At 57.9% G+C, this 15,714-nt stretch carries 13 protein-coding genes and 1 riboswitch; of the genes, 6 read left to right on the forward strand and 7 right to left on the reverse strand.

Annotation, left to right across the window (positions count from 1 at the left end):
• Window positions 1-8: 8 nt before the first annotated feature.
• Complete coding sequence (locus ACZ9IM_RS07010; protein WP_427624990.1) at window positions 9-938, reverse strand: YncE family protein; 930 nt, start codon at window positions 936-938, stop codon at window positions 9-11.
• Between the two features lie 285 nt (window positions 939-1,223).
• Between ACZ9IM_RS07010 and ACZ9IM_RS07015 the strand changes: the two genes are divergently transcribed.
• The gene (locus tag ACZ9IM_RS07015; protein WP_427624992.1) at window positions 1,224-1,775 is read left to right on the forward strand and encodes a cytochrome b; all 552 of its coding nucleotides are present in this window, start codon (window positions 1,224-1,226) and stop codon (window positions 1,773-1,775) included.
• Window positions 1,776-1,807: 32 nt separating this feature from the next.
• Window positions 1,808-2,401, forward strand: coding sequence for a YceI family protein (locus ACZ9IM_RS07020; protein WP_063342279.1), 594 nt, complete (start codon window positions 1,808-1,810; stop codon window positions 2,399-2,401).
• A 252-nt stretch (window positions 2,402-2,653) separates the two neighbouring features.
• Here ACZ9IM_RS07020 and ACZ9IM_RS07025 read toward each other — a convergent pair whose 3' ends face one another.
• From ACZ9IM_RS07025 to ltrA, 5 genes are all read right to left on the reverse strand, one after another.
• Window positions 2,654-4,513, reverse strand: a complete 1,860-nt coding sequence (locus tag ACZ9IM_RS07025) for an RNA helicase RhlE2 (protein WP_063342280.1) — start codon at window positions 4,511-4,513, stop codon at window positions 2,654-2,656.
• 222 nt (window positions 4,514-4,735) lie between these two features.
• Complete coding sequence (locus tag ACZ9IM_RS07030; RefSeq protein ID WP_427625056.1) at window positions 4,736-5,551, reverse strand: substrate-binding periplasmic protein; 816 nt, start codon at window positions 5,549-5,551, stop codon at window positions 4,736-4,738.
• Between the two features lie 192 nt (window positions 5,552-5,743).
• Window positions 5,744-6,589: a methylenetetrahydrofolate reductase [NAD(P)H] gene (gene metF / locus ACZ9IM_RS07035; protein WP_427624995.1), complete on the reverse strand. Its 846-nt coding sequence runs from the start codon at window positions 6,587-6,589 to the stop codon at window positions 5,744-5,746.
• Between the two features lie 160 nt (window positions 6,590-6,749).
• Window positions 6,750-8,159, reverse strand: a complete 1,410-nt coding sequence (ahcY, locus tag ACZ9IM_RS07040) for an adenosylhomocysteinase (RefSeq protein WP_007898042.1) — start codon at window positions 8,157-8,159, stop codon at window positions 6,750-6,752.
• Between the two features lie 23 nt (window positions 8,160-8,182).
• Window positions 8,183-8,281, reverse strand: a riboswitch (S-adenosyl-L-homocysteine riboswitch).
• A 130-nt stretch (window positions 8,282-8,411) separates the two neighbouring features.
• Window positions 8,412-10,100 (reverse strand): group II intron reverse transcriptase/maturase, encoded by a 1,689-nt coding sequence (gene ltrA, locus ACZ9IM_RS07045; RefSeq protein ID WP_476223611.1) that lies wholly within the window; start codon window positions 10,098-10,100, stop codon window positions 8,412-8,414.
• Between the two features lie 1,222 nt (window positions 10,101-11,322).
• On the opposite strand from ltrA, the gene ACZ9IM_RS07050 reads away from it, so the two are divergent.
• Both ACZ9IM_RS07050 and ACZ9IM_RS07055 read left to right on the forward strand, forming a co-directional pair.
• Window positions 11,323-11,727 (forward strand): acyl-CoA thioesterase, encoded by a 405-nt coding sequence (locus ACZ9IM_RS07050; RefSeq protein ID WP_030130199.1) that lies wholly within the window; start codon window positions 11,323-11,325, stop codon window positions 11,725-11,727.
• Between the two features lie 225 nt (window positions 11,728-11,952).
• A complete protein-coding gene (locus ACZ9IM_RS07055) occupies window positions 11,953-12,837 on the forward strand; it encodes a formate/nitrite transporter family protein (protein ID WP_476223612.1) in 885 nt (294 codons plus the stop codon).
• Window positions 12,838-12,952: 115 nt separating this feature from the next.
• Here the strand turns inward: ACZ9IM_RS07055 and ACZ9IM_RS07060 are convergent, their stop codons facing one another.
• Window positions 12,953-14,122, reverse strand: a complete 1,170-nt coding sequence (locus ACZ9IM_RS07060) for an MFS transporter (RefSeq protein WP_008071958.1) — start codon at window positions 14,120-14,122, stop codon at window positions 12,953-12,955.
• 223 nt (window positions 14,123-14,345) lie between these two features.
• Between ACZ9IM_RS07060 and ACZ9IM_RS07065 the strand changes: the two genes are divergently transcribed.
• The gene (locus ACZ9IM_RS07065; protein ID WP_427624998.1) at window positions 14,346-15,179 is read left to right on the forward strand and encodes an EamA family transporter; all 834 of its coding nucleotides are present in this window, start codon (window positions 14,346-14,348) and stop codon (window positions 15,177-15,179) included.
• A gap of 50 nt (window positions 15,180-15,229) precedes the next feature.
• Window positions 15,230-15,616: an MAPEG family protein gene (locus tag ACZ9IM_RS07070; protein ID WP_476223614.1), complete on the forward strand. Its 387-nt coding sequence runs from the start codon at window positions 15,230-15,232 to the stop codon at window positions 15,614-15,616.
• Window positions 15,617-15,714 lie beyond the last annotated feature (98 nt).

Raw genomic sequence — 15,714 nt, forward strand, 5'->3', positions numbered from 1 at the left:
CTTTGACGCTAAGCTAGATCGACACTATGGACTTCGTCGCTTTGGTAGTCGCTGACATAGGCATGGTTATGTTGATCAAGAACCATGTCATACGGTTCGGAAGCACCAGGGATGGGCACCCGGCGAACAATTTCATACGTGGCGGTATTAATTTCCACGACCTCTTTTTTGATTTGATCAACGGCATAAGCGTTTTTTTCGCCGAACACTATTTTCCCTTCGCAAGTCACAAAATCGAAATGCCTGGTGGTCGATAACTTAGGGTCCAGTACGGTCAGTTTTTGAGCGTCCAGACACACGATATACACTTCTTTGTCGTCGGGACTGACGGTAACTGCTGACGGATACCTTTCGGTTCTGATGATATCGAGGACTTTGAAAGTCTTGCTGCTGATGATCGTTAGTGCGTCCTGATAAGGGCCATCAGGAGAGTTCGTGCTGGAAATGTAAAGACGCGAATCGTCCTGGCTGATATCCACACTTATAGAGGGAGAGGGCAATCCTCTCACTCTGCTCACCGCATAAGTGCGGGTGTCGATAATGGCCAGCCACTCTTTATTTTGTCGAACGGTCACGTAAACATGCTTGCCGTCTCGGCTCACGACGATTCCCCGAGGATATTTTCCCACCGTGACGTTACCCACCGCATAGGTTTCAGTATCAATAACCGAAACCGAACTTGACCCGTAGTTGGTCACATAAGCTCTTTTCCCTCCATGGGCAAGGACGATGTTTTGGGGGTAATGCTCGACGGCGATGGTGTGGATTACCTTTCTGTTCCGGGTGTTGATCACTGACACGTTGCCTGAAATGTAATTGCAAACAAAAACCCGTGATCCATCGTTGTTGATGGCTATCCCTCGTGGCCCTGCCCCTACGGGTATCGAATTGGATAGGTTGCGCGTAGTCGCGGGGGATGAACTCGAATGGTGACTCATGGTAGAACTCCTGTTCAGACGCTCGGACAAACGCCCGAGATCAGGTTCATCAATGACCTGCAATGTTGGCTACTGTCAGATATGACAGTTCTGACGAGTGGTAAAGGCTTTTTTTAAGTGGGAATGGGGACGGCATTTGTAGGTTTTTTCGTTCGGTTAACACTCTCTTAACATCTCGGCCGCAAGGTCTTGATCGTATTTCTCGATATTTCAGAGCGAAATTTTCCGCTTTAAATCGATAGATAACTCGATAGTCTTGGGCGCAGTTCTTACAGGATTTGGGCAATGCAACTACGTAACTCTTCTTCCCGCTACGGTTGGATCAGCATCTCCGTGCATTGGGGTGTGGCGCTCGCGGTCTATGGTCTGTTCGCGTTGGGGTTGTGGATGGTGGGTCTCGACTACTACAGCTCTTGGCGCAAAGATGCGCCGGATCTGCACAAGAGCATTGGCCTGCTGTTGTTCGCGGTCATGTTGCTGCGGGTGTTGTGGCGCTTCATCAGTCCGCCGCCGCCGGCCCTGCAAAGTTATAGCCGCATGACGCGTCTTGGTGCCGTGTTCGGCCATGCCTTCCTCTATCTCGGATTGTTCGCTGTGATGATTGCCGGTTACCTGATTTCCACCGCAGACGGTGTCGGGATCCCGGTGTTTGGCCTGTTTGAAGTGCCTGCACTGGTTTCCGGACTACCGGACCAGGCAGACACCGCTGGTGTGATCCATTTGTACCTGGCCTGGGCGCTGGTAATTTTTTCCGGCCTCCATGCGTTGGCAGCATTGAAACACCACTTTATCGATCGTGATGCGACCCTGACACGAATGCTGGGTCGCAAAGCCTGATGTTCAACCTCGACTCCAAAGGAATAGAAAGCATGTTGAAAAAGACGCTCGCCGCCCTGGCAATCGGTTCTGCTCTGCTGTCCGCTAACGTAATGGCGGCCGATTATGTTGTCGACAAAGAAGGCCAGCACGCCTTCGTTGATTTCAAAATCAGCCACCTGGGTTACAGCTACATCACCGGTACCTTCAAGGACATCGACGGCAAGTTCAGCTTCGACGCCGCCAAGCCTGAAGACAGCAAGATCGAGTTCAATGTGCGCACCGCCAGCGTGTTCACTAACCACGCCGAACGCGACAAGCACATCTCCAGCGGTGACTTCCTGAACGTGGGCAAATTCGCCGACGCCAAGTTCGTTTCCACCAGCGTCAAATCCACCGGCAAAAACGCCGCTGGCAAAGACACTGCCGACGTAACCGGTAACCTGACCTTGCTGGGTGTGACCAAGCCAATCGTGGTCAAAGCCACCTTCCTGGGTGAAGGCAAGGATCCATGGGGCGGCTACCGTGCCGGCTTCGAAGGCACCACCAGCATCAAGCGCTCCGATTTCGGCAAGCAGAAAGACCTGGGCCCAGCGTCCGACGCAGTCGAGCTGTACATTACGTTTGAAGGTGTGAAAGCGAAGTGAAATTCGCTGCTTGAACAAAAACGCCCCTGATCTCGCGATCCGGGGCGTTTTTTATTGGCGGGCAAAATCTGTACAGGCACCGCAAATCCAATGTGGGAGCGGGCTTGCTCGCGAATGCGATCGAGCATTCAGCATTAATGTCAACTGAACCACCGCCTTCGCGAGCAAGCCCGCTCCCACAGGGGGCTTCGCCAGCATAAAAAAATGCCCCGGATCGTGAGATCCGGGGCATTTTTCATGGCTTTTAAAAACTCAGCGATTGCGGGTCAGCAAGGCTGGTTTTTCGCCGCGTGGACGGCCTGGCAGTTGATCCAGTTGCTCAGGTGTCGGGAAGCGATCGCTTTTCGACTCCTTGTGAATGATCTTCGGTGCCGGGCCCCGCGGGTTCTGCACGGCCGGTTCCGAACGAGGCTGCTCGTCACGGGCCGGGCGACGGTTGCGGGACTCTTCGCGACGGGCCTGGCCATCACGTGGAGCGCCGTTGCGTGGGCCGCTGCGCTTGGCTGGCGGCGTGCCGGTGGTTGCGCCGCTGCTGCTGCGCGGACCATTTTGGCGACCTTGTGGCTGACCGGTGCGCGGAGCACCTGCGCCTTGTGCCGGAGCGCCCGGACGGCGGCCACGGCCCTGAGCAGGTTTGGCTTGAGGCACGTAATCGACGCGGTTACCGAAGTTATCGACATCGTCGTCCAGGAACTCGTCCGGAGCACGGTCAGCGGCGGCACGAGGTGCCGGACGCTGTTGCTCACGGGCCGGGGTGCCTTCGCGAGGCTTGTGTTCACGGGCGGGGCGATCGCCACGGCCAGTGGCAGCAGGTTTTTCCTTGCCGCCCTTGTCCTTGCCTTTGTCTTTACGACCGCCACCACCACCGCTGCCGTTCGGACCATCGCCGCGCGGGCCACGTGGGTTGCGCGGATTACGCACATCCGGACGCTCGCGAACTTCAGGTTTCTCGGCTTCCACAGCGCTGGAGTCGAAGCCCATCAGGTTGCCGTCGGCAATCTTCTGCTTGGTCATGCGCTCGATGCTTTTGAGCAGCTTTTCTTCGTCCGGAGCGACCAGCGAGATCGCCTCGCCCGAACGACCGGCACGGCCGGTACGGCCGATACGGTGCACGTAATCTTCGTCGACGTTCGGCAGTTCGAAGTTGACCACGTGGGGCAACTGGTCGATGTCCAGGCCGCGAGCGGCGATGTCGGTGGCGACCAGGATGCGCACTTCACCGGCCTTGAAGTCGGCCAGGGCTTTGGTGCGGGCGTTCTGGCTCTTGTTACCGTGGATGGCGACGGCGGTGAGGCCGTGTTTGTCCAGGTACTCGGCCAGGCGGTTGGCGCCGTGCTTGGTGCGGGTGAACACCAGCACCTGTTCCCAGGCGCCAGCGGTGATCAGGTGCGCCAGCAGCGAACGCTTGTGGTTGGCTGGCAGACGGAATACGCGCTGTTCGATCCGCTCGACCGTGGTGTTCGGCGGCGTGACTTCGATGCGTTCCGGGTTGTGCAGCAGCTTGCCGGCAAGGTCGGTGATGTCTTTGGAGAACGTCGCCGAGAACAGCAGGTTCTGGCGTTTGCTCGGTAGGCGGGCGAGGACCTTTTTCACGTCATGGACAAAGCCCATGTCGAGCATGCGGTCGGCTTCGTCCAGCACGAGGATTTCCACGTGGGACAAATCGACGCTGCCTTGGCCGGCGAGGTCGAGCAGGCGACCGGGGCAGGCCACCAGCACGTCGACACCGCGGGACATGGCCTGAACCTGTGGGTTCATGCCGACGCCGCCGAAGATGCAGGCGCTGACGAACTTCAGGTCACGGGCATAGACCTTGAAGCTCTCGTGCACCTGGGCCGCGAGTTCGCGGGTTGGGGTCAGGACCAGTACGCGCGGTTGGCGCGGGCCGTGACGCTGGGATTTGTCCGGGTGACCGTTGGGGAACAACCGCTCCAGAATCGGGAGGGCGAAACCACCGGTTTTACCAGTACCTGTCTGTGCCGCAACCATCAGGTCGCGACCTTGCAACACGGCGGGAATGGCCCGCTGTTGCACCGGAGTAGGCTCGGTATAGCCCGCTGCCTCGATGGCGCGGACTAAAGCCTCGGAGAGACCGAGGGAAGCAAAGGACATGAGTAATCCTGTTTTAGTTAGGGCTTGGCCCAATGGGAGTCTTGCCTGGCGCGAATCGCGTTTAAGAGGACGCAATCCCGTCCGGTCCTGCTGGGCCTCGAAGGCTCGTCTGGAGCGCTCGCGCGGGCTGAAAAGCTGCGCTGTAGCGGGATCGAGATGCCTTGAACAAGTCCGAGCGTCCGGGCGTGAGCCTGGCGGGAAGGCCGGAGTATAACAGAGCAATCACTGCGCGCCGCTTTCCTGCTGCTCAACGGTTTTTCCGCCGGTTGCGGTGGCGCTGGCGGCCCGTGCTTCGGGGGCCGGGCCGGCGCCATAGCGGGCGCTCAGTTCGGCGTAGGCCGGCTCGCGCTTGAAGCGTTTGAGCTCGGCACCGAAACGCTGCACCAACAAATCCATCCCGGCATTGCGGCGTACCGCCAGAAACTGGCTTTGCTGGCTGATGATGATCGGGTTCTCGGTGATTTTGTCGCGGATGTTCAGTTGATCGAGCAAATGCTGGCCAACCCGGCGATCAGTGATCAGCAGGTCGATGCGGCCGCGCACCAGTTTGCCGAAGTTGGCTTCATGGGTGGGTGCCGGCTCTTGGGTGAACAGCGTCGATTCGCTGAAGTCCTTGCTGTACAGGTAGCCCGGCGAGGTGCCGATGGTCAGGCCTTTAAGATCGTCCAGGGTGCGAAACGGATAGGGTCGCTCGTTGGCATAGAACATTACGAATTCGACTTGCGAGAGCGGTTCGCTGGGGTAGAGCAGGGTCGCGTCGCGTTCAGCGCTGTGGAAGATATCCAGCACGCCATCTGCCTGGCCTTGCTCAAGCATCGACAGGCAGCGTTTCCATGGCAGGAACTGCCATTCCACGTCGATTCCGAGGCGTTTGAAGACAATGGCGGTGGTTTCATAGTCAAGCCCCAAAGACTTGCCGTTTTCCTCATACACGTAAGGTGCCCAGGGTTCGGTGACAATACGCAACTTCTCGCCCCGAGCAGTGAGGCTCAGGCAAGTGAACAGAAGCATGGTCAGTAACTGAGCGATCAAAGGCATGGGGTTGAGATTACGACGAGAAATCATAAAGAGCCAGAAACCGGATCCAGATGCTCTGGTTCAGGGTATGGCTGCACAATAAAGGGGCGCCGGAAAGCAAAAGATCGCAGCCTTCGGCATTTCCTACAGGGGATACGTACCTCTGTAGGAGCTGCCGAAGGCTGCGATCTTTTGATCTTGCTTTAACGACGATTAACGCGGCAACTTCAGGTTGTTCCACACCGCCAGACTCGGCTCAGCCTGGTTCAGCGTGTAGAAATGCAGCCCTGGAGCGCCACCTTGCAGCAGGCGTTCGCACATCTGGGTGATGACTTGCTCGCCAAAGCCTTGAATGCTTTGGGTGTCGTCGCCGTAGGCTTCCAGTTGCTTGCGGATCCAGCGCGGGATTTCCGCACCGCAAGCGTCGGAAAAACGCGCCAGCTTGCTGTAGTTGGTGATCGGCATGATCCCCGGCACGATCGGGATGTTCACACCCTTGGCCCGTACACGCTCGACGAAGTAGAAATAACTGTCGGCGTTGAAGAAGTACTGGGTGATCGCACTGTTGGCGCCGGCGTTAGCCTTGCGCACGAAGTTGTTGAGATCGTCTTCAAAGTTGCGCGCTTGCGGATGCATCTCCGGGTAAGCGGCGACTTCGATGTGGAAATGATCGCCGGTTTCTTCACGAATGAATTCAACCAGGTCATTGGCGTGACGCATCTCGCCGCTGGCCATGCCCATGCCCGAGGGCAGGTCACCGCGAAGCGCAACGATACGCTTGATGCCGGCTGCCTTGTACTGGCTCAGCAGGCCGCGCAGGTCGTCCTTGCTATCGCCCACGCAAGACAAATGCGGCGCGGCAGGGACTTTGACTTCGCTTTCAAGCTGCAACACGGTGTTGAGGGTGCGATCACGGGTCGAACCGCCAGCGCCGTAGGTGCAGGAGAAGAAGTCGGGGTTGTAGGACGCCAGATGACGAGCAGTGGCGATCAGTTTTTCATGCCCAGCATCGGTCTTCGTCGGGAAGAACTCGAAACTGTAGCGACGGTCTTGGGACATGGTCATATCCTTGGAAGCACGTAAGCCGGACGCTTGCACATCCCAATGTGGGAGCGGGCTTGCTCGCGAAAGCGGTGGGTCAGACGACATTAATGTTGAATGTTAAACCGCCTTCGCGAGCAAGCCCGCTCCCACAAGGGAGAGCAGGCAGCAGGACCAATCAGTAGCGGTAAGCGTGCGGCTTGAACGGGCCTTCGACGGTCACGCCGATGTAGTCAGCCTGTTGCTTGGTCAGTTGAGTGACCACGCCACCGAAACCGCGGACCATTTCCAGGGCCACTTCTTCGTCGAGTTTCTTCGGCAGTACTTCAACGGTCAGACGCTCGGCTTTCTGGGCTGGCGACAGGTCGGCGTACTTCTGGCCGAACAGGAAGATCTGCGCCAGAACCTGGTTGGCGAACGAGCCGTCCATGATGCGGCTTGGGTGGCCAGTGGCGTTGCCCAGGTTAACCAGACGGCCTTCGGCCAGCAGGATCAGGTAGTCGTCGTTCTGAGCGTCGAAAGCGCCAGGACCGGTACGGTGAACCTTGTGAACCTGTGGCTTCACTTCTTCCCATGCCCAGTTCTTGCGCATGAAAGCGGTGTCGATTTCGTTATCGAAGTGACCGATGTTGCAGACCACAGCGCGCTTCTTCAGGGCTTTGAGCATGTTTGCGTCGCAAACATTGACGTTGCCGGTGGTGGTCACGATCAGGTCGATCTTGCCCAGCAGCGCTTTGTCGATGCTGGCTTCGGTACCGTTGTTGATACCGTCGATGAACGGCGAAACCAGTTCGAAACCGTCCATGCAGGCTTGCATGGCGCAGATCGGGTCGACTTCGGACACTTTGACGATCATGCCTTCCTGACGCAGGGACTGGGCCGAGCCCTTGCCCACATCACCGTAACCGATGACCAGCGCTTGCTTGCCGGACAGCAGGTGGTCGGTGCCGCGCTTGATCGCATCGTTCAGGCTGTGACGGCAGCCGTACTTGTTGTCGTTCTTGCTCTTGGTCACCGAGTCGTTGACGTTGATGGCCGGGATTTTCAGCTCGCCCTTGGCCAGCATGTCCAGCAGACGGTGAACGCCGGTGGTGGTTTCTTCAGTGACGCCGTGGACGCGGTCCAGGATCGCCGGGTATTTCTTGTGCAGCAGCTCGGTCAGGTCGCCGCCGTCGTCGAGGATCATGTTGGCATCCCAAGGCGCGCCATCTTTCAGGATGGTTTGCTCCAGGCACCACTCGTACTCTTCTTCAGTCTCGCCTTTCCAGGCGAAAACCGGGATACCGGCAGCAGCGATAGCGGCAGCGGCCTGGTCTTGAGTCGAGAAAATGTTGCAGGACGACCAACGCACTTCGGCACCCAAGGCAACCAGGGTTTCGATCAGCACGGCAGTCTGAATGGTCATGTGGATGCAGCCGAGAATCTTCGCGCCTTTGAGCGGCTGCTCGGCGGAGTACTTGCGGCGCAGACCCATCAGGGCTGGCATTTCGGATTCGGCGATGATGGTTTCGCGACGGCCCCAGGCAGCCAGGGACATGTCGGCAACTTTGTAATCGTTAAAATCTACAGGCGTGATAACAGCGCTCATGATGAGCCTCCATTCGTAATGTATGCGAATGGGCGCCGTTGTGCGTTTAGTGTCTGGCCGTGGCCAGTCAACGCCCCATCCGAGCCTGACAGGTCGAACCTGCTGCAGCGCCCCTCGGACAGGTGGCGGGAAAACGGTAGCAAGTGAACATTACCGTTTTGAGTTGGGTAGCCCCATTCCATTGCTGGAATGAGGCCCCCCAAGAACCGTACGTGCGCCTTTCAGCGCATACGGCTCAAGTCTTGCAAAACCTCAATTAGAGGCCGATTTGTTCACTGTCAAACCCAGCGCGTGAAGCCGCTGGTGACAAACAGGGTGCAATAGTACCCGATTGCCCAAAGAGTCGTCACCACCCTGAATGCGGTAGATGACGTGATGGTCGTGCCATCCGGTCTCTTTGGTTATCGACTGCCCACATAACGCACACTTTCCGTTCTGGCTTCGGAACAAGCTGACAATCTGCTTCCGGTACTTCATCTTTTTCAGCATCCGGTCCATACGCAGTTTCTCGCTCATCCCCTCCATTGCAGGATCGAAGGGGTTGTATCCTCCGCTGACTTTTCGGTGTCGCTCAATGGGGGTCTCGGCTAACGAGTACAGCTTTAGGGTCACACGTTCTCCCTTTCCGTTTATCACCGACTCGGCGAATACCCAACATTTCTGCTCCTGCGCGGGAAAGTACTTCTCCTTTATCCAGAACGCATTCTTGTTGGGGTGTCGCCGTTTAGCCCAGCGCCAAAGCGCATAGTTAATCAAATGGTCCATGCGGCTGTACGTCTGCTTGGCCACCACTGGCTGGTGGTAAATCGCCCAGCCTCGGAGTACAGGGTTCAGCAGTCGGATCAAGTCTTCCTGCCTAGCCGTTTTATTGGTGCTGATGACTTCCTTTACTTTGCGGTAGAACGCTTGCACGTTTTTCTTGCTCGGTTTGATCAGGAGCTTCCCTTTGTACTTGCGGAAATTCCATCCCAGAAAGTCGAAGCCTCCATCAATATGGACGACATGGGTTTTCTCCGGTGACAGCTGCAGACCCCGTACTGAGAGGAACTGCTCCACCCAAGGTTTGATCTCGTTTTCCAGTATCTCTTTCGAGCTACCAGTGATCACAAAATCATCCGCATATCGCACCACATTGATCTTCAGCTTCTTGGCCCTTGTCACGCCCAGATGTTGCTTGAGCTGTGTTTCCAGACCATCCAGCACCATGTTTGCCAAGGTGGGCGAGATAATCCCGCCCTGCGGCGTACCCGCATTCGTTGCCTGTAGCTGGCCTTTGTGAATCACACCAGCTTTCAACCACTTCCGAAGGATCGTTTTGTCCGTAGGGACGTTGGCGATCAGCCAGTCGTGATTGATATGGTCGAAGCAACCTTTGATGTCCGCCTCCAGTACCCATTGGGCCGAAGCTTTTTGGGATAGGGAAATGAACAGCTGCCCCATCGCATCCGCCGTCGAGCGTTCAATCCGAAAGCCGTAGCTGTTCGGATCACCGGTGGTTTCTGCGATGGGCGCCAGCGCCAGCAGGTATAAAGCCTGCATGGCCCTGTCAGTCATGGTCGGAATGCCCAAAGGGCGTTCTTTCCCATTCGACTTCGGGATGAACACACGCCGTAAAGGCCGTGGCTGATATCCGTGGCGCTTCAACCCGTTTGCCGCTTTCCATTTCGCGTCGGGTGTATCCCAGAGCACGCGGTCGACTCCCGCCGTGCGCTTACCCTGGTTTTCAGTGACTCGCCGTACGGCCAAGTACCTGGCCGTTCGAGAGTGGGTTAGCATCCGTTGCAAGGCTTTCACCCTGCGCCATTGGCCTTCCCGACAAGCCTTCGCAATCCGTACCTGCATTGCCCGAACATTCCGCTGAACACGACGCCAATCGATGTCGTGCCACTGCTGCGGAGTGCCGGAGGGCGCAGACACGGCCTTTAGGCTGTGTTCTATCATGCTGCCTTCCTCTCAAGTTTCCCCGGACAGAAGACGTACGCATCCCCCGACGGGAATGGACGTTCCCGTCAGGGTTGGTTTAATTGGAGACCACTACTGCTGGCCTCTAAGATCATTGAGACAGGTTCAGTCAGAGTTCATGCGACGAAAGACCACGCAGAAGTCTGCCCGGTTTCCCGTGGGGTAATGTCTCAACCCCTATCCGAACCATTACAGCCCGGCGTTCGCTTTCTCTGCGATCCCATACCCGCACAGCCAACAGATCCCCTTGCGGTTCACCTGCCCGAAGGCAGCCATACGGGCTTACCACGTTCCCTGCCTGTCACACGACTGGGTTAGGGTCTGCCTTTCCACCGGTGGTCATACGGCGACGTATCTCTATCCGCTACAGCGATATCCGACCACATACCTTTTGGTTCGAGCCTGTCAGCAGTTTGGGCTCGTCAATCGTTACGGTGTTTATCAGCAGTTCACATGGGTTACCCATGCCAGTCAGCCTAGCGCCTCAACCCGGTACTGCTCCGAGCATCTGCGTCCTGCCTCGCGGCGAGGTCACACCCGTGAGGGGGCACATTGTCAGAAAAACTTCACACCCCACCGTTACCAGTGACGCATGTCTTCGTAGGCTATCGTTGGTCGCACAACGAGTCCGCTGCCACCTTGCAGGCAAGGTAGTTGGACAATGACAGACAGAGCTTTCGCTCATGTCTCCGGGAGTGATGAGAGCAGGAACTGCCAAGGCAGCATGCTCGAAGAAGTGTTGCCTCGAATGTCTGAGGCGGGAAGTAACCCCTGCGGGGATTATTTCCCGCAGGGTTGTGCCTAGAAACAGGCTGAGATGAATTGCACTCCAGAGCCGGGAGCAACCGGTTCTGTGGTCGAGTAATAGAGCGCGTATCGACCGGGAAGCGCCAGCCGCCGCAACGGCCAAGTCCTTGAAGGCAGGGGACTCCTGGGAGGATTTTGTTTCACAGGGTTGGATGCCTGAGCTTTGGTTCTAATCAAAGAACCCTTCAAGATGACCTGACACCTCGAAGTTCGGAGACACGCTCAGCGTGTCGTACAACGGGGGCGATTATAGCGGGCTATGCTGATCTTCCAAAGCGTTTCTGTTGGTCAATGTCCGAACGGTAATCGAGACCATAGTCGATGCTTGATAGAGCTCTAGTCCGGGCTCTGCCATGATGGCCGGCATCAATCGGCAAGACGGTCAGGAGTGAGTATGAATTTCCACACCCGCAAATGGGTAAAACCCGAAGACCTCAACCCCAACGGCACGCTGTTCGGCGGCAGCCTGTTGCGCTGGATCGACGAAGAAGCAGCGATCTATGCCATCGTCCAGTTGGGCAATCAGCGTGTGGTCACCAAATACATTTCCGAAATCAACTTCGTCAGTGCCTCGCGCCAGGGCGACATCATCGAACTGGGCATCACCGCCACCGAATTCGGTCGCACCTCGATCACGCTGACTTGCGAAGTGCGCAATAAGATCACCCGCAAGAGCATCCTGACGGTAGAGAAAATGGTTTTCGTGAACCTGGGCGAAGACGGCCTGCCCGCGCCGCACGGCCGGACCGAGATCAGGTACGTCAAAGACCAGTTCAAGGATGATGTGATCGGCGAGTGATTGCCGCTCTGTGGCGAGGGAGCTTGCTCCCGCTCGGCTGCGAAGCAGTCGTAAGCCGACAGTGAAGTCTGTCTGAAAGAACCCGATGGCAGATTTTAGGGCCGCTTCGCGCCCCGACGGGAGCAAGCTCCCTCGCCACAGGGTTTGCTTCGTTTCGGCGGGTAGTGAACAGCTCCGAACCCCGCGTGTCGTAGTTAAACGACCCGCCACTGGTTCAGGAGCTTTATGGACACGCCCAAAGACGGCAAGACCCCGGACCTCTCGGCGCAAGAACAGCGCGAGGTCGACAAGAACCAGCCACCGCGCGCGGCGGTGCTGCACGAAATCATTCGCACCCAAGGCGATCAGGAGCTCGAGCGTAGCGTTGCGGCGCTGTGGTGGTCGGCCCTGGCTGCGGGCTTGACCATGGGCTTGTCGCTGATGGGCATGGGGCTGCTCAACTCGCGTCTGCCGGACGGCGAAGGCTTCAAGGTGATCGCCAGTTTCGGTTACTGCGCAGGTTTTCTCGCAGTGATTCTCGCCCGCCAGCAACTCTTCACCGAGAACACCCTGACTGCGGTATTGCCGATCATGAGCAAGCCTACGCTGGGTAATTTCGGTCGGTTGCTTCGGCTGTGGTCGGTCGTGCTGGTGGGTAACCTCTGCGGCACCCTGCTGGTGGCGTATGTGATGCTGCACCTGCCGATTTTCGACACCAAGACCGATCTGGCTTTCCTCGACATCGGGCGCAAGGTCATGGAGAACGACGCGAGCAAAATGTTCGCCAAAGGCATCATCTCAGGCTGGATGATCGCCACCATGGTCTGGATGATCCCGTCCATGGAAAGCGCCAAGATGTGGATCATCATCCTCATCACCTATTTCATGGCACTGGGAGATTTCACCCACATCGTGGTTGGATCGGTCGAGGTCTCGTATCTGGTGTTTGCTGGCGAGTTGCCCTGGAAGGATTTCTGGCTGGTGTTCGCAGGACCCACGCTGGTGGGGAACATCATCGGTGGCAGTTTTATCTTCGCACTGATCAGTCACGCGCAGATTCGCAGTGAAAGCGGGCCGCCGAAGAAGAGCACGGATCAAACGCCGGATCCACGCAAGCCTAAAGATGAGTGAAGTGAGGAGCACCGCGTAAGCTTCATCGCGAGCAGGCTCGCTCCCACCGGGAAATACGCTGCCCAAGTGGGAGCGAGCCTGCTCGCGATAGCGGTTTGCGCAACAATGCAGTCAATCAGCCGGACACATTGACCGCGACAGCACTGCGACGCTGCAGGTAGATGAAAAACAACGCCGTCAGCACCGTCAACCCGCTGACCAGTGCGCCGGTCCACGGCAAGTCCGCCAGATCCGCGCCACTGGCTACAACCAGCCCGCCAATCCACGCACCGGCTGCGTTGCCGAGATTGAATGCACTTTGATTCAGCGTCGACCCGAGGTTCGGCGCTTCATGAGCCTGATCGATGATCAGCAATTGCAGGATCGGGCACAGCGCAAACGCGAATATGCCCCACAACACCAGCGTGATCGCCGCCGGGATCACTGAGTGACTGGTCTGACTGAAAGCGGCCAGCACGACGACCACCGCCAGTGCCATACCCACCAGAGAAGGCAGCAAACGACTGTCCGCCAATCGGCCGCCAAGCATGCTGCCCGCCGTCAGACCGACCCCGAACAACAGCAACATGATCGTCACACCATGCGGGCTGACACCGGTGATGTCTTGCAGGATCGGCGCGATATAGGTGAACACGCTGAACAGACTGGTGGACGCCAGCACGCTCATGCCCAGCGCCAGCAGCACGTTGACCTTGCCCAGCACTTTGAACTCGCTGGCCAGGTTGGCCTTGTCCATGGGGATTTCCTTGGGCAGCCAGACCCACTGTGCGATGGCCGCAATCACACCAATCACCGACACGGCCCAAAACGTCGAGCGCCAGCCAGCGTATTGCCCCAGCGCGGTGCCCAATGGAACGCCCAGCACGTTGGCCAGCGTCAGGCCGGTGAACATCATGGCAATCGCCTGGGCTCGTTTGTTCGGTGCCACCAAACCGGCAGCGACCACCGAGCCGATGCCGAAGAACGCACCATGGCACAGCGCGGTGATCACCCGCGCGGCCATCAACGTGGCGTAGTTCGGCGCCAGGGCGCAGAGGATATTGCCGAGAATGAACATCAGCGTCATGCCCAGCAATGTGGCTTTGCGCGGCATGTTGGCGGTGCCGACCGCGAGGATCGGCGCACCGAACACCACGCCCAGGGCGTAACCGGTGATGAGCAGCCCCGCGTGAGGAATGCTCACGGCGAGGTCGCGGGCGACATCGGGCAGCAAGCCCATGATGACGAATTCGGTGGTGCCGATGCCGAAGGCGGCAACGGCCAGTGCAAGCAAGGCGAGTGGCATGCGCAAGGTCTCTGTCGGTAGTCTTGACGCTTTGATCAGGCATACGCAGGCCGACGACCGTTCTCGGTGAGAGCGGGCAGAGGCAGGAATTATTGGAATTAGTGTGTGCGCAACTGAGTGCGGCGTGGTCGCTTGCAGTATAAACAGCTGCGGACATATGGCGAATCAATTCTCTGCCCCGCCCATGTAGGGGTGGGTGGGGGGGCAAAATAAGGAGTGTGCCGTGCTTGCGACGGTTCTGGTGTTGGTGGCGGCGCTGTTGCACGCGGCGTGGAATACCCTGATCAAATTCAGCGCGGAGCGGCTGTTGGTGGTGGCCTGCATGGACAGCGTGGCGCTGCTGTTTGTCGCCCTGATGCTGCCCTTCGTGGCGCTGCCGCCACTGGAGATGTGGCCGTGGATTCTCGCGTCAGCGGCATTTGAGTTGCTCTATCGCTACCTGTTGATCCAGGCCTATCGGGTCGGCGATCTCGGTCTGGTCTATCCGTTGATGCGTGGCCTGTCGCCGTTGGTGGTGCTGGCACTGACGCTGATCTTCGCCGGGGAAGTGCTGACGGCTCAACAGATCTTCGGCATTTTGCTGATCCCGTTCGGCATGTTGTGCCTGCTCTGGCAGGGCGGTGGCGGGGTGCGTCTGCCGTGGTCGATGCTGCCGGTGGTGGCACTGATCGGGTTGTGCATCGGTTGCTACACCTTCATCGATGGCCAGGCCTTGCGACGCTGGTCCCATCCGCTGGACTACCTGGTTTGGGTCACATTGCTCAGTGCCTGGCCGTTCCCGTTGCTGGCGCTGGTGCGCAAGCGCCCGGCGTTCATGCTGTTCTGGCGCGAGCAGTGGCGGTTGGGCTTGGCGGTCGGGTTTTGCGTACTGTTCAGCTACGCTCTGGTGCTGTGGGCGATGCAGCTCGGCTCGATTGCTGAAGCCGCGGCGCTGCGCGAAATCAGTGTGATTCTGGTGGTGCTGTTTGGGATGCGCTATCTGAAAGAACCTTTCGGCAAGCCCCGGCTCTTAGCCTGTGGGCTGGTGCTGATCGGCATGTTGGTGATGAAGTTTTAGTCACCCCTGATGGAATTCGATTTTCTATAACTTGAAGAAGGGACTGCGTTATGACGGTTGCTCTGTGGTGCATTTTGATTGCGATCTGCTTGCCATATCTATGCACAGGCGTCGCCAAGTTCAGCGGCGGCAAGTTCGGGCTTAAACAGAATCACGACCCGCGGGCGTTTCTGAATTCGCTTGAAGGGGTGGCCAGGCGTGCGCATTCGGCGCAGTTGAACAGCTTCGAAGTGACACCGGCGTTTGCTGCAGCGGTAATCGTCGCGCACCTGGCCGGTAATGCCGATCTGGTGACGATCAATGTGCTGGCGGTGCTGTTTATCACCAGTCGGCTGCTCTACATCATTTGCTATCTGGCGGACTGGGCGATTCTGCGGTCGTTGGTGTGGGCCATTGGAATGGGGTTGATTGTCAGTTTCTTTGTGGTGTCGGTTTAAAGGCAAGACCAAAAGATCGCAGCCTTTGGCCGCTCCTACAGGGATCGATGTTCGTCCGCGATATTGCAGCGCACGCGGTCAATGTAGAAGCTGGCGAA

The sequence above is a fragment of the Pseudomonas sp. TE12508 genome (assembly GCF_056279485.1).

Bases quoted from the DNA above. Each gene is read 5' to 3' on its own strand.
- ACZ9IM_RS07010 (WP_427624990.1), bottom strand. From the start codon at position 938: ATGAGTCACCATTCGAGTTCATCCCCCGCGACTACGCGCAACCTATCC.
- ACZ9IM_RS07015 (WP_427624992.1), top strand. From the start codon at position 1,224: ATGCAACTACGTAACTCTTCTTCCCGCTACGGTTGGATCAGCATCTCC.
- ACZ9IM_RS07020 (WP_063342279.1), top strand. From the start codon at position 1,808: ATGTTGAAAAAGACGCTCGCCGCCCTGGCAATCGGTTCTGCTCTGCTG.
- ACZ9IM_RS07025 (WP_063342280.1), bottom strand. From the start codon at position 4,513: ATGTCCTTTGCTTCCCTCGGTCTCTCCGAGGCTTTAGTCCGCGCCATC.
- ACZ9IM_RS07030 (WP_427625056.1), bottom strand. From the start codon at position 5,551: ATGCCTTTGATCGCTCAGTTACTGACCATGCTTCTGTTCACTTGCCTG.
- metF (WP_427624995.1), bottom strand. From the start codon at position 6,589: ATGTCCCAAGACCGTCGCTACAGTTTCGAGTTCTTCCCGACGAAGACC.
- ahcY (WP_007898042.1), bottom strand. From the start codon at position 8,159: ATGAGCGCTGTTATCACGCCTGTAGATTTTAACGATTACAAAGTTGCC.
- ltrA (WP_476223611.1), bottom strand. From the start codon at position 10,100: ATGATAGAACACAGCCTAAAGGCCGTGTCTGCGCCCTCCGGCACTCCG.
- ACZ9IM_RS07050 (WP_030130199.1), top strand. From the start codon at position 11,323: ATGAATTTCCACACCCGCAAATGGGTAAAACCCGAAGACCTCAACCCC.
- ACZ9IM_RS07055 (WP_476223612.1), top strand. From the start codon at position 11,953: ATGGACACGCCCAAAGACGGCAAGACCCCGGACCTCTCGGCGCAAGAA.
- ACZ9IM_RS07060 (WP_008071958.1), bottom strand. From the start codon at position 14,122: ATGCCACTCGCCTTGCTTGCACTGGCCGTTGCCGCCTTCGGCATCGGC.
- ACZ9IM_RS07070 (WP_476223614.1), top strand. From the start codon at position 15,230: ATGACGGTTGCTCTGTGGTGCATTTTGATTGCGATCTGCTTGCCATAT.